At 53.7% G+C, this 13,899-nt stretch carries 15 protein-coding genes; 2 read left to right on the top strand and 13 right to left on the bottom strand.

Features of this window, described 5'->3' with window-relative positions:
* Window positions 1-84 precede the first annotated feature (84 nt).
* The gene (locus EIK79_RS12240; protein ID WP_124955400.1) at window positions 85-372 is read left to right on the top strand and encodes a hypothetical protein; all 288 of its coding nucleotides are present in this window, start codon (window positions 85-87) and stop codon (window positions 370-372) included.
* 60 nt (window positions 373-432) lie between these two features.
* On the opposite strand, the gene EIK79_RS12235 is transcribed toward EIK79_RS12240, so the two are convergent.
* The 12 genes from EIK79_RS12235 to uvsE all read right to left on the bottom strand — a co-directional run bounded on the left by EIK79_RS12235 (window position 433) and on the right by uvsE (window position 10,950).
* The gene (locus EIK79_RS12235; RefSeq protein WP_124955399.1) at window positions 433-1,257 is read right to left on the bottom strand and encodes an ABC transporter permease subunit; all 825 of its coding nucleotides are present in this window, start codon (window positions 1,255-1,257) and stop codon (window positions 433-435) included.
* Complete coding sequence (locus tag EIK79_RS12230) at window positions 1,254-2,174, bottom strand: ABC transporter ATP-binding protein (protein WP_124955398.1); 921 nt, start codon at window positions 2,172-2,174, stop codon at window positions 1,254-1,256. The genes EIK79_RS12235 and EIK79_RS12230 overlap by 4 nt, the downstream gene beginning before the upstream one ends.
* A 12-nt stretch (window positions 2,175-2,186) precedes the next feature.
* Window positions 2,187-2,843: a Yip1 family protein gene (locus tag EIK79_RS12225; protein ID WP_185715618.1), complete on the bottom strand. Its 657-nt coding sequence runs from the start codon at window positions 2,841-2,843 to the stop codon at window positions 2,187-2,189.
* 243 nt (window positions 2,844-3,086) lie between these two features.
* Window positions 3,087-4,934, bottom strand: coding sequence for an L-aspartate oxidase (locus EIK79_RS12220; protein ID WP_124955396.1), 1,848 nt, complete (start codon window positions 4,932-4,934; stop codon window positions 3,087-3,089).
* 112 nt (window positions 4,935-5,046) lie between these two features.
* Window positions 5,047-5,763, bottom strand: a complete 717-nt coding sequence (locus EIK79_RS12215; protein WP_124955395.1) for a helix-turn-helix domain-containing protein — start codon at window positions 5,761-5,763, stop codon at window positions 5,047-5,049.
* A gap of 384 nt (window positions 5,764-6,147) precedes the next feature.
* Window positions 6,148-6,531, bottom strand: a complete 384-nt coding sequence (locus tag EIK79_RS12210; protein ID WP_124955394.1) for a methylglyoxal synthase — start codon at window positions 6,529-6,531, stop codon at window positions 6,148-6,150.
* Window positions 6,532-6,875: 344 nt separating this feature from the next.
* Complete coding sequence (rtcA, locus tag EIK79_RS12205) at window positions 6,876-7,910, bottom strand: RNA 3'-terminal phosphate cyclase (protein WP_124955393.1); 1,035 nt, start codon at window positions 7,908-7,910, stop codon at window positions 6,876-6,878.
* Window positions 7,907-8,098, bottom strand: a complete 192-nt coding sequence (locus EIK79_RS12200; protein ID WP_124955392.1) for a hypothetical protein — start codon at window positions 8,096-8,098, stop codon at window positions 7,907-7,909. The genes rtcA and EIK79_RS12200 overlap by 4 nt, the downstream gene beginning before the upstream one ends.
* Window positions 8,099-8,237: 139 nt before the next feature.
* Window positions 8,238-8,600: a DoxX family protein gene (locus EIK79_RS12195; protein ID WP_221621745.1), complete on the bottom strand. Its 363-nt coding sequence runs from the start codon at window positions 8,598-8,600 to the stop codon at window positions 8,238-8,240.
* A 3-nt stretch (window positions 8,601-8,603) separates the two neighbouring features.
* Window positions 8,604-9,179: a carboxymuconolactone decarboxylase family protein gene (locus EIK79_RS12190; RefSeq protein WP_124955391.1), complete on the bottom strand. Its 576-nt coding sequence runs from the start codon at window positions 9,177-9,179 to the stop codon at window positions 8,604-8,606.
* A 180-nt stretch (window positions 9,180-9,359) separates the two neighbouring features.
* Window positions 9,360-9,983 carry a helix-turn-helix domain-containing protein gene (locus EIK79_RS12185; RefSeq protein WP_124955390.1) on the bottom strand — a complete coding sequence of 208 codons (624 nt, stop codon included), beginning with the start codon at window positions 9,981-9,983 and terminating at the stop codon, window positions 9,360-9,362.
* A gap of 34 nt (window positions 9,984-10,017) precedes the next feature.
* Complete coding sequence (uvsE, locus tag EIK79_RS12180) at window positions 10,018-10,950, bottom strand: UV DNA damage repair endonuclease UvsE (protein WP_124955389.1); 933 nt, start codon at window positions 10,948-10,950, stop codon at window positions 10,018-10,020.
* Window positions 10,951-11,331: 381 nt separating this feature from the next.
* Here uvsE and EIK79_RS12170 point away from each other — a divergent pair, with 381 nt between their 5' ends.
* A complete protein-coding gene (locus EIK79_RS12170; RefSeq protein ID WP_124955388.1) occupies window positions 11,332-12,744 on the top strand; it encodes a cryptochrome/photolyase family protein in 1,413 nt (470 codons plus the stop codon).
* Between the two features lie 171 nt (window positions 12,745-12,915).
* Here the strand turns inward: EIK79_RS12170 and EIK79_RS12165 are convergent, their stop codons facing one another.
* A complete protein-coding gene (locus tag EIK79_RS12165; protein WP_124955387.1) occupies window positions 12,916-13,704 on the bottom strand; it encodes a formate/nitrite transporter family protein in 789 nt (262 codons plus the stop codon).
* Window positions 13,705-13,899 lie beyond the last annotated feature (195 nt).

The following is a 13,899-nucleotide window of genomic DNA, read 5'->3' as shown; positions in this document are numbered from 1 at the left end:
TATGCGTTGTGAGTTATTATAAGAAATATTATGGGTACTATGATAGATGCTAGAGCAGAACACGACGACTATTCCGGTTAAAAAATGGTGCCGGAGCAATCGAACAACGATACGCGCGTGTGGTTAGTTGAACGCACCTACTCCGACGACGAGCAGAACTTGATTATTCTCACCTACGCGACCACGGACGGCAAGCAGGACTACCGGAAGGAGCGAGCACTGCCCTCCTTTACCGAAATGCGCGACACCACAGCAGCAGTCAACGCTGCTCCTGAGAATCTCGGCTCCGTCGATGATTCCGACCTCCAAGAACGGTATGCTGCCGAAGCACAGCGGATGCAAGAGGCACACGCCCCTAACGACGCGATCTAACGCTAGTAGCCGCATTTGAATAACGTACTATTCCCTCAATGGCTATAATACTGGATTTCCCTAGGTGAGTTCGGTACGATTGAACCGCCACATTCCGAACGCAAGTGGAACAACTATCCAAAATGCGAGAACGATAAACCCGAACCAGCCTTCCTGCCAAAAGACATCACCCGATGTATTATTCAGCATTGAGAGGGATGAATAGGCAGAATTAAAGCCCCTTTGTGGGTTCAGCGCACGGATGAACGATACGATATCAGCCTGGAACGTCTGTGATCCAAGATCATAACGACGGAGAAGCATACCGATCAGACTGGTGAGCACCCCCCATAACATAGTAAAGAGAAGAACCAATCCAAATCCGATGAACACGATCAGGTCCTCTGACCGAATACTCGCAGAAAACCCGACACTGATGCTAACGAATGCGGCACCGAGCACAACTGATAGCACGATTAAAGACAGATAGTCAACAATTGGCAGTTCCGCTCCGAGAGCGACCGTAACGATCCCTCCAACGAGAAACCCAATAAGCGTTGCAGATCCGACGAGGGCCGTTCGACCAAGGAACTTGCCGAGAACAACGTCTGTACGTGAGTGCGGCAACGAGAGCAGAAGTTTCAAGCTCCCGGATTCTCGCTCACCAACAATAGATCTATAACCTGAAAAGATTCCGACTGCAGGGAGGAAAATTCCGAGAGGAATGGTCAGCGAGAGGATAGCAGGGGTCTCCGGAGACACGTTCCCTCCAAAAGTATTCATGACTTTGATAATGACGAAGGCTGCGCCGGCAAAAAAGAGAACGAATGTGACGATCAGAGCGAACAATCGTCGGGACCGGCTGGCGTCCCGCAGCTCTTTTTTTGCTATTACACTCCAACTCATGCGGATCCCTCCGTTTGCTCTGTCGTGTACGCTGTAAAGAGGTCTTCCAACGACGCCTCGCTTGTCGAGAAGTCCTGTAATTCGACAGCAGAGGATTCAATCGTGTTGATTACTGCCGCTTTCGATCCGTCTGCGATCGAAACTGATATCTGATCGTTCCCTGTCGTCACGTTTGAAACACCAGTACAGTTCTGAACTGCGTCAACGACTGCGGGAGTAACATCAGAAACAACAAGGGTGAGTGTTGTTTTGGTGTCCATCTGCTGTCTCAGTTCGTGAATCGAGTCCTCAGCGATGAGCGTGCCATTGGAAAGGATACCAACACGGTCACAGATTGCCTCAACCTGTTCCATGATATGACTGGAGAAGAAAATCGTTGCACCACGCTGATTTTGTTCCATGATGATCTCGCGCATTTCACGCGCTCCATTCGGATCAAGTCCAGTTGAGGGCTCGTCGAGAATAAGCAAATCAGGATCACCAACGAGGGCCATGCTGAGAACAAGGCGCTGTGTCATCCCTTTTGAGTAGCCGTCAGCGGTACGGTCTGCTGCTTCGGGAATACCGACTCGCTCGAGGAGTTCCATTGGATCGTCGGACGCACCTTTCGATTCGATGGTAAATTCGAGGTGTTGGCGGCCAGTAAGTCGATCGTAAGTATCGTACGCGTCAGGGAGAACACCGATTCGATCTCTTATTGCGGCTGAGTTTGTATGGACATCTTGTCCGAAAAGGGTTGCTTGACCGTTTGTTGGTTGGATAAAGTCAAGAAGGATGTTGATGGTGGTTGATTTGCCGGAACCGTTGGGACCGAGAAATCCATAGATCTCGCCTTTCTCTACAGTGAGGTCAAGATTATCGAGGGCTGTCACGGAACCGAATTTCTTTGTGATGCCATCTAATTTGATTACAGTCATTATTATATATTATTATAAGAGGCCACTGGCTCTCCTAAGGAATGCGATACCGACAGGAATGCCGACAGTGATGATTGCGTTGCGTCGGGAAACATCGTGGAGCTGACTCATTGCAGCAGTCCAAATAACACCACTCCACACCAAGAGGACAAGTCCGATAACGCCCGCGGCAAGGATGACTGGATCATTTTGTAACTCTTGGAGCGTTGTCTGCGCGGCTACGGTCGCGTTTGGTAACGTAACACCAGAGTAGACGTAGTATGCGGCAGCCGCACTGATGAGCTGATGAATGAGCATCGGGATGTACCCCCATCCGGTGAACGCAAACGTGTTTCCGAGTGAAGCGGACCCACCGAACGCGAACCGAGCGATAAGGTAAAACGCGATACTGTAGACGATCCAACCCAATAGGACGGACAGGAAGCTGAAGATGGTACTAAAGACACTTGTGAACGTACCGACTGCGTTAACAGTTGACTCGTTAAGTTGTTGGCCCTGAGATGCTAATCCCTCTGTTGCAAGTTGACTGGTAAGATCTGCTACCGGAGCACTGCCAACTGCTGCAATAACCCCTGTGGCTATGACGATCAAGGTCGGAATAAGAATACCGGGATTATCGACACGTTCCCTGAAAAACGATGGAGGGTCAGTAAGTAATCTGGAATCCATATTGAATAGAAACAGTAGAAATGTATTAATGTTTTCATCGATCATGTATTGAAGTTCATTATACATAGTATAGAATCCACATTATACCAAAGAAAAATACATTATACTAAACTAAGTGAGGATAATTACATTAGTGGTTATCATTCACATTCATTATATTCATCTGAGAGACACACTGGTTCACGCGACGCAGTGGACGATTTACAGGGGTATCGATCCGTGCGCACCGATGCGAGGAAAGGGCTATTCGAGTTGGTGGTAGTCCAATTCGTAGTCCGCGTCGAGTGCTTTGCTGACCACGTCTGAAGGTTCTCCCGGCGTTGTCGTGTCGAGTGTAATACCGTCCTCGGTCTGTCTGTACGTAATGTTCTTGCGCCACGCCTCGTTTTTCTCCGGGTAGTCCGACCGGAAGTGAGCACCGCGCGATTCAGTACGCTCGCGTGCACCGTTGAACAGCGCCTTGGCAACGGTTAGCGAGAACCCGAGATCGATCGCGTACTCAAACGATCGACTGGTCCGTTCACCGGCCACAAGGTTGTCCGCCCGATTGTTCAATGCTTCGAGGCGTTCAAGACCCTTTTTCGTACCCTCTTCGGTCCGAATAATGCCCGCAGTCTCCTCTAAGAGATCACCAAGTGCCTGAAGAACCGCTTGTGGATCCTCGCTTCCTCCGTTACTGAGGGCGCTGAGTTCTCGGAAGTGCTCGCTGGCCGCGCGCTGCTGTGACGCTGGCAGTTCCGGGGCACCGATGTAGGACTCGTCTGCAAGGTGGTCACCGACAACTTTTCCGAGCACGACAGTCTCTGAGAGTGAGTTACCGCCAAGGCGGTTCGCTCCATGGATCCCCGCGATAGTCTCACCCACAGCATAGAGATTCTCGACGGCGGTCGCGCCAGTCTCGAAGTCGACTTCGACGCCACCCATCGCGTAGTGAGCTGTCGGGGCGACTTCGACCGGTTCTTCCGCCATGTCGACGCCCAACTCTGCAAAGCGCTCGTACATCCGGGGCAGTCGGTCCTGTAGAAACGCCCGATCCTTATGAGAGATATCGAGATAGACGCCGCCGTTCTCGGTGTCCCTGCCCTCGCTGATCTCCTGAGAAATCGCCCGAGCAACCACGTCGCGGGCGTCAAGTTCCATTTGATCGGGTGAGTACTTTTTCATAAACCGTTCACCCTCGGCGTTGAATAGCCGTCCGCCCTCACCACGAACCGCTTCAGTGACGAGCCGACCGTCCCAGTCTTCGCCGTACCGATCACCTATCATGCCGGTCGGATGAAACTGAACGAATTCGATATCCATTAGACGCGCACCAGCGTCGTACGCAAGCGCTACGCCGTCGCCGTTGTTCTCGTCGATGCGCGAAGAGTGGCGGTTGTACAGTCCCGAGTAGCCACCCGCTGCGAGTACGACTGCGTGCGCTCCAAAGCGGAGAAAGTGACCATCGTCCATGTCGTAGCCGATGGCCCCATAGGCTCGCTCACCGTCCGAGAGGAGCTTCGTGATCATTACGTTCTCCCGATACGGAATTTCCAACGCCCGGGCTTTCGAGACCAGTGCCTCAAGCATGGCCTCGCCAGTTCGATCACCGACGAAACACGTTCGGCGGAACGACTGGGCACCGAAGTACCTCTGTTCGATCTTTCCGTCTTCTGTTCGGTTGAACGGCATCCCCCACTCTTCGAGTTCTCGAATCCGATCAGGCATCGCGTTCGCAACCGTTTCAACACCGTTTGCGTCGTTAATGAAGTGGCCTTCTTTCAGGGTATCTGCGGCATGTATTTGCCAGTCATCTTCAGGGTCGCGGTTCCCGAGAGCGGCGTTGATTCCGCCAGCGGCCAGCGTTGTGTGCGCATCGCCATGGTCTCGTTTTCCGATTACCAACGGTTCCACATCGTGCTCGGCCAGTTCGATGGCAGTCCTAACACCCGCCGCGCCGGCTCCGATGACCAACACCGGAACCGAGACGTGCTCGTAGTCGACAGATGAGGTCGCTTGTGTGTCGTCTTCAGTTGGCTGTGAGGAGTGGAGCTGCTCGACTGAACTCTCATCCTGAAACGAACTCGGCGGCTGTTCACTGGATCGGGTCATCTACATCTATTCGTCGGGGACATAGCATCATGAGATGAGGACCTCATTATGACGGGATCTCGGGACAACTGCGATCGAATCAGCCGACGGTACGGTTATGACTCGAACACGATCAGTGGAATTCGATCCCGGTGAGTAGCTCGCGTTCTGCCTTACGGAGGTGTTCGAGAAACGTCGTTCGTGAGACTCCGAACTCGTCTGCAAGCTCCTGTGCAGCAACATCTCGTGGATATTCGTAGTAACCGCGAGCCCGAGCGAGTTGAAATGCTTCTCGCTGACGAGGTGACAACCCGTCGCTGGGAAGATCGCGCATTCCACTCGGGGTGGGTGTAGTGGTGAACCGTTCGATATCCAGATCAGCGTCATAGGACGCTTCGATGTCTTCGAGCGCTTGGTATACCGTGTCTCGTTTGGAGATAGTGAGAAGGGATCGTCGTTCCCGACCGTTCTCATGCTGTGACGGACCATAATGCATGAATCCCCGGTCGGTGAAGGCGGTTCGCATCCCCGGTGCTGGGTCGAACTCAACAAGAATATCCTGCGTGACGGGTCCGAATGCCCGTGAATCAGACGCTGTCGACGGCGACAAGACGATTACATCTTTGGTCAAATCTGTGTCATCAGCAGCTTCGATGAGTCGCTCTACAGCGGCCCAAGAGTCGCCGTACGTCCGATAAAGCCGAAATCGATCGGCAAAGTCATCGTCTCGCATCGTCATTTCGTATCCGAGTAACCCAGCGTCAACCGCCTCTGTCACGTGAAGCGTCCAGCAGTCCGGATGCCACACATCAACAGTCAAATATATGAGCTCAGTATCGGCTGTGGTCATACTGTTTCCATTGGAGTTGTACGCTCTAACACCTGCCGCTTACTTCTCGACGACGCGCTGTGGACTCAGTCGCGTCGGCGCCGTTCGTACTGTTCGTAAAAAATCCCAGAGCAAGTGGTATCTGAAACTGATTGATTGTATACCATAAGATGAATTATGTACGATCGAATGGAATAAAGGTAAGTCACCTGTCCGGTAAACACCGTTATAAGCGGGGCACAGACGAAGCAGGACTACGATAACACCGTTTATTCACTGATATCAATCATTGAGTTACGTCCCAGAACAGTATATTCTCGAATGTCAATAATAATTCAATAGTTTTGGAGATTAGTTTTATTATACAGTAATATAGAAAAATAATATAGTTCAAAAGAACATTTTTCACTTCGGATCGATGCGACGATCAAGTCCCTCCAGTAGGAACTCGGCAGAGGAACGGGTCGTCGCAAGCGGCGTGTCGTGAACGTCACAGATGCGTAACAGTGCAGAGATATCGGGTTCGTGGGGTTGAGCAGCGAGGGGATCCCGGAGGAAGATGACTCCGTCAAGGCGATTCTCAGCGATTTCAGCACCGATCATTAGATCACCACCGACGGGTCCTGATTCTTTTCGTTCGATGGTCAGGTCGGTCTCATCAGCAATACGTTTCCCCGTCGTTCCCGTCCCCACAAGATCGATAGTTGCAAGTAAATCCTCGTACGCGTGCACAAGGTCGATAATCTCCGGTTTCTCTTCGTCGTGGGCGATCAACGCGAGACGTGTCATAGCAGGTTTTTTGATGGGGTGCTATTAAAAATATACTCTACTGTCGATCGCTGTAACCATGTCTCTCACTCTGTTGAACTGATAGTATTCTCCAGAACTAACTGTATAGACCACGAGTAAAAACCACCAATTTATCTTATTCCGTCGTAATCATAAAAATATTGTGATATCAAGAGACATACAATATGGTAAGTTACTACCTATCTCAAGTATCTTAAAATTAATATGATAGAAAAATAATAACTCCCATTCACGGTGAGAAGAGCGAGCGTGTGTCTCAGCCTCGTGAGATCAGGGGACTCCATTCTCGGCAGTACCGTCAGCTGTGATCCTCTGCGGGCGCTTCAATCGGGAGACGGAATCGCATCAGTCCCCGAGGAAACTAGTTTCGGTGTGTCGCCCTGTTCGACTCGCACAGCAAGGTCGAACGTGCCAAGGAGATCAACACTGGTTGCGACGTGCTCGGTTACGTCGGGGATCGAAACGCGACCTCCAGCGAGCGCCAGCGGAAGGACGAGCTGGTCGGCCATGTAGCGATCCACGGCGGCACGAGAGTCCCGGACGAGGATTGCGTCCTCAACCGCTTCGTTTGCGACTACCTCTGCCGGTTTCCCTCGTTCCCCCAGTGCGTCCGCGCCCGCAATCGCACGAGCAAAATCGAGACGGATAACGACTGAAGACCCCGGCGAGTCGGTCTCAGCATACTTGATAGCGCATTCGACCGTACCGAGACCGTGTTCTTCGAGTCGTTCGACCGCTGTCTCTGCCTGTCGTTGTGCAACCTCGTCGCCAGCGAGCGCCTCGCTTGCTAGCGAGTAGACGCGCGCTCCTTGGAACGGTCCCCGGTCAGTGAGTGCGATCGGGGTGAGCGAGGAGGGTGCGAGTCGGAGCGTCGACACGCCGCCGCCCGCCGGATAGAACCCTGGACGGTCGCGCTCGACAACCGCGTGGAGTCCGTGTTCTCGGAGCACTGGGAGTTTCACCCGGCTTTGATAGGCAATCGGAGGCGACCACCGCACGTCCGTACCGCCACGCCCCGAAACGGAAAGCGGTTCGTCGGTGGCAACAGCGAGAGGAAAGAGAGCATCGAACAGGAGCGGGACGGATCCAGCGGTTCCGATATCGATCCCGTACGTCCCAGGGGTGATCGAACCGGGACGGAATTCGAATTCATCGGATCCCACCGCTACTTCAGAAACTGCCGCGTCACACACGTCAGTCAGTATGTTGAGGACTGCGAGATGCTGCTGTCTGAGCCCGGGATTCGATCGGGCACCGCGAACGTTCTCCATCCTGATAGGTTCGCCGGTGATCGCAGCGAGCGAGAGCGCCGTGCGAACGAGCTGGCCGCCGCCGTCGGAACCGTCGATCTCGATCATGGGGATGGCTGTGGTTCCACCGATCGGGCGGTGTCCGCGCCCCGAATTAAGGATTCGAGACGCTCTCGATCGATCCCAGACAACGGATCCGGACGCTCGCGGAGGCGCTGGTTGAGTTGCCTGAGCGCCCAGTGGATTGTAAGCGGCTTCGTTCCGCTCTCGCCGTCGCGCGCAAAGACGTGATCCATCGGTCTCTTATACTGCAGTGAGGAAGTTGATCCTACCGGGGATTCGCCCGTGAGACCAACAAACTTTCAATCGCTCGGTCTATCACGTTGGCTGATTCAACTCTCGTTTCGGCGGTGATGAATACAGTGGAACGGCGGTTCACGAGACCACGTCCAGCACCAGTGTGACCACAGCCAGCAGAAGGTACGCGTGTTGCCCGCTGATCGAGTAGTCGCCAGCGCGTCTGTGGACGACAACGGCACCGACGAAGTATACAACGAGACCGACTGCAGCGGCCGTCCCGATCGGTGGCACTGGCACACCGATGCCGATCAGTAGCCCGAGCGCGCCCGCTGCCTTCAGGGTGCCCAGCATCGGCAGCCACGATTCCTCCACGTCTGTCTCGGCCATGGATTCAAGGATGACCTCTGGGGGGCGAAAGAAGGCTATAGCCGAGACGCCGACAGCGACAATTGTCAGAATAGTGATGGTGGTGTGGGCGGTAGATATGGTGAGTGCCATGATTTATTCTTGTGCGTTTTGCGCAGGCATTCGTTCATCATGTTCCATCCACGTCTTCGACTTTGCGATTACACACGGATGATCTAATTTGATTTCTATCTGAATATTAATGAGATTAATGTACTTTTGCGTCACATTCAGCCACGTGATTTCGACAATCTCTCGATCGTCGAAATGCGTTCGGAGTTCTTTGAACGTGGCGACGGAGACAGTCTTGCGCGTGGCTCCCTCCGCATACGCCAGCGCCACACGTTCCTGATCAGAAAAGAGCGGACTCGTCTGGTACCCCGTGAGCGCACTGAACGTCTTCGTGCCGAGGTCCCTGCGGATCGCCCCTGACTGCGCGAAGCCCACACAAAAGCCACGCCCGTTGCTCTCTGCGGTGAGCGTCCCCACCATGGGCTTGAGTTCAGGCTCAATCTGGATCCCATTCGCATGGAACGGGAGGGTAAGTCCCAGAGACTCCGGTAGACAGGCAGTCACGACCTTCACCGTTCCGGGCTTCCGTTGCACCATCCAGTAGCCGAACCGCATTTTGAGTCCATCGGACTTCTCGATTGACTCTGGTCGTAGAACCATAGATTCACGTACGAGAGCACGGAGGATGGATGTTCGCTGCAACATGTTTCATTCGACGGCCAGTCACACAACTTCGAGCGAAGATCTCTGTGTATCGAGCCAGTCGACGCAGAGGGATATTGGCGTACCCAAACGCCGGTGTTGTTGTGCACCGTAGATCGCCGTTAAACAGCCACCGATTTACTCAATTGGCTCTGCGAAGAACTCCTTGATAACCGTCTCTTCGGCGTTGTGGAGCACCCTGCTCGCCGTCGATTTGCTGACAGTAAGTGTGACCGCAAGATCGGTGAGCGAACACTCGCGGGGGCTGTCATAGTAGCCGCGCTGGAGAGCCTCGATCATGAATCGTCGTTGGCGGTCGGTCAACAGGTCCACCGGATCGGTCGTTTGTGTGACCGAGACGACCTCATACGTCAAGCCAGTGTCCTCGAACTCGGCTTTGAGCTTCGACAACCGCTCGTGTGAGGTCGTCAGGTCGAACGTTATCCATCCATCTCGGAGGGTGAGTGGGAATTGCACAAGATTTCCGGAAGCCAAGATTGCGCGAACTGGTGGTGGAATGGACGGCATCTCATACTGGATCAGAACGGATTGGTCGTCGGTGTGGAGCACGTCATAGGAGAGCGGAACGTCATCGAAATCCCGAAGGACGGCCTGACGGTGCTCCGTTGGTGCTTCGAACGCGACGAAGAGTCCACTGTCCACAGGGAAGGCAGCGAGTATCCGGAACTCCCTGTCAGGATGATCGGTTGAAAACTCGAACGCACCCCCCGGAAGTTTGAACTGCAATCGGGTGTGGGGCATCTACTGCCCTGTTCGATCCCTAACCACTTCTGCTTTAACGCGAACATGTATCGCTCCCGGACCGCATTTTTGTGGATTCGCAATACCGAAACACCGCTTTCTCTTTTTTCTTCGCTTCGATCATCACATCGGCACCGGTTTCATAGGTTCGGATCGGTCCCGCAACGTAATCACTGTGGTTCTGGGGTCGAATCGACGGATCGGCTTCGTGCAGTCGCCGGGATTCGCTGTAGTGGATGACCGGTGTCGTGTCCCACGTCGCTGTCGCGCGCGTGATCGCCTCCTGGCGGGTCAGCCCACGACTCGTGAATTGGTGGTGAAGCTCATCATAGGTGATCGGAACGTCGATGCGATCATGAACGGCCTCAATCAACTCAGGAATGCTCCAGAGTGATTCTGTGTCATCATTTTCGACAGTCAAACGGTGTCGAACAGATTGTGAGAGCCGCTGAAAGTGCTCACAGAATCGTTTTCCGGTGGTTTCCTTGTCACCATAATGTGCGCCGATGTGGATGTTGATCGCGTTGTAGGGTGTCCGCGACAGGTCCATCGCGTCACACAGCGCGCCGTGATTTTCCAGGTCGGTTAGCGATCGCTCGACGACGCCCTCGTCGGTACTCGCCAATTTCACAAAGTGACCTGGATGAAAGGTGAGCCGAAGGTCATGCTCGCGGGCAAGCGTGCCGATTTCCTCGAATAAACGATGGATCTCAGTCGCGTTCGGCAAGTCATCGAGTTCGTACTGGCTGAACCACGGAAGCAGATCCGAACCGATACGATAATAGTAGATACCGTGGTCGAGATTCCACTCGATGATGCGTTTGAGATCACGGCAATTCTGGACAGCGAGGGTACCAGCGTATTCAAGCCCGCGATCCTCGAAAGTCGCCTTGCGCATCCCACGATTCGTACGGATGTCCTCCTCACGAAGAGTCACATTCATTACAGCATAGCCATAGCGTGTCATGGGACCATTGTCTACAGCTACGCGCTGCTATCTGCTATCATCTTCGCTTTCGTTGCTGTCTGCAGCGGGTATTTCCAGTTCACGGGATCAACAGTCATTCATATCAAAAAACGGTGTAACAGCATTCAGTACATTGTCGTACCGACCACGGCCGTAGTAGTTGTCACCATACTCACATACTAAGCCAGCCAGTTATAACAACGACGATAAAACGAACATACATAATCACACTGTTAGTTGCAATGGTTCAACCGGGGTCCAGAGTGGACAGTGAACACGCGTACTGTCTGCGATCAAAATATTTCTCTAAAATAACCGTATAGATATTAATAACTCAACCCATCCAGTAGTTTAACGACACACGCGTTCTATTATGGGACTATGTGGTTTCACTGGCACCGGCGGGATTTGCGTGAACCGGACAACCGAGGACTCGCTGCTGCGGATGAACCAGTGCTCCCGCTTTTCGTTTTTGATCCGAACGTATTAAAGTATGGTGCGCCCCCTCGTGTTTCTTTTCTGCTTGACGCACTCGTGTCTCTTCGCAATTGGTATCGTAATCAGGGCAGCGGTCTCATCGTCAAGAAAGGTTCTCCAGAAGATGTGATTCCTTCACTCATCACAGAGTATGACGCCACCGGTGTCACATGGAACCACAACTACTCCGGACTCGCCCAGCGCCGAGACGAGCGAGTCGCCAAATCACTTGATACAATAGACGCTGCGTATGATACGTACCACGACGGCGTCCTCCACGAACCAGGCACTATTCGGACAAACGACGGCAAGCCATACTCCGTGTTTTCGTACTTCTGGAAGAAATGGACGGACCGAGAAAAGAGAGCGCCTATCTCTGCCCCTGATCCGGCGGACCTCGTTGATCAAGACGTCAACAATTCTGATGACACACACTCATTACCGACGCTTGACGATCTTGGATTCGATGAGCCAGTAGCTGAGATACCGAGCGCAGGAACAGAGGCAGCGCGCAATCGACTGGAGACGTTTTGCGACGGCCCGATCTATCGATACGACGAGGACCGCGATTATCCCACTCGTGACAGTATCTCGCGGCTCTCACAGGATCTGAAATACGGTACGATCGGTATCCGTGACGTGTATGCTCGGACTGAAGCGGCGATGGACGACGCCGACAACGAGGCAGAACGCGAGTCCGTCGAGGCGTATCAACGACAGTTAGCATGGCGAGAGTTCTACACGCAGATAGTGTACTTCAATCCGAATGTGGTTACAGAGAATTACAAGACATACGAAAACGAGATACAGTGGCGTGACGACGATGAGGAACTACAACTGTGGAAAGACGGTGAAACGGGGTATCCAATGGTGGATGCCGGAATGCGACAGCTGCGGGCAGAAGCGTTCATGCACAACCGAACGCGGCTGATCGTTGGCTCGTTTCTGACCAAAGATCTCATGCAAGACTGGCGGAACGGATACAACTGGTTTCGTGCACTGCTCGTCGATCACGATACGGCAAGCGAGAACGGCAATTGGCAGTGGGTCGGATCGACAGGGGCGGACGCACAGCCGTACTTTCGTGTGTTCAACCCGATGACACAAGGAGAACGGTACGATCCTGACGCCAAGTACATCAAGCAGTACGTGCCCGAACTCCGTGATGTGGCACCCGACAAGATCCACCAGTGGCACGAACTCAGCGACGACGAACGCAATGAGATCGCCCCTGACTATCCCGCCCCGATCGTCGATCACAAAGAACGGAGAGAGCGGGCGATCGAGATGTTCGAAGCGGCACGCGGAAAGGAGTAGCAGTATCGATCAAACGGTCTCAGCGAGACCATCACCCCTATCGAGATACGTACTGAAGGCCGATTCGCTCACCCCAACCGCTTCGGCATCGTTGTTTTCAGTGATATTGTTCGGTAGAAAGCGTGCGTGATCGACGCCAGCAAACGACAGTGGATCAAGCGACTCTCTCGTTCAACTGTCGGATTCGCGTGCTCCTCGTACCTGCACGATGTGAGTGAGCGTAACCAGACCAAGTCCGCCAACGACGTTGCCAGCCGTGATGACAACCGTCATTCGGGCGAGTGTTCCAACGCCAATGCTGGCGTCGAAGAGCATACCGAAAACGACGTGCAGTACGGTGACGATTACGTGGTCGAACGGGCCGAGCGCCAGCAGGAATCCGACGATGTACGCGAGAGTAATACGGTCTCTGACGCTGTCTGCGGCTTCCAAGAGAAAAGACAGCAGACTCACGAGGATGCCGCCCGCGATTGCGTCCGCGAACTTCGCCAGCGGCGCTCGGTGAACGAATTCATTCGCTGACGTGCGTAATGACGCCGCTGTCGCCGGTGTCAGCGCACCCTCGACCGAAAAGACGAGCGCCATGAGAACACCACCGATGAGGTTGACCACGAAGGTGACGCTCCACAGGCGAAGGAGCGGCACGACCATCCACGAATCTGGCTGATTGACCGCCTTCGCGACCGGGCTGAAGAAGTTCTCGTTGAATAGTTCCGTTCGCCCGATCACCAAAAATATGAGGCCAGGACCGAAGGCAAGTGCACCTGCAACCGAAGCGAGAGCACCGGACAGGGGCTTGACCGCTGCGTGGACGATACCGAGAGCGACGATGCCGAAAACGACTGTGAACCCCGCGATGAAGCTCGTCGCAACGAGTTCGAGCGCCGACTGGTCGAGTCGCCGTTCGCCCTCTTCGACTGCCCGGTCGAAGATCTCAGCCGGAGAAGGGGCTACAGTCACGTACTGGCTATCGGTTTGCTGAGTGATAAAGATTCAGTCTAACAAATGACAAGACTCAGCTGCCGCAGTGGCTCGCTGTCAACCCGATGCCCTATACGAAGGTGTCGGCCGTGGAGAGTGCCGAGTCGAGCTAAACAGCATTAGTGGGTACCGGCGCAAGGAACAAAGTCCTCTGGAGCCACCCCGAACGTATCA

The organism is Halocatena pleomorpha (genome assembly GCF_003862495.1).
In the GTDB taxonomy this organism is placed as follows: domain Archaea; phylum Halobacteriota; class Halobacteria; order Halobacteriales; family Haloarculaceae; genus Halocatena; species Halocatena pleomorpha.
This window is presented reverse-complemented; position numbering and strand designations above follow the sequence as displayed.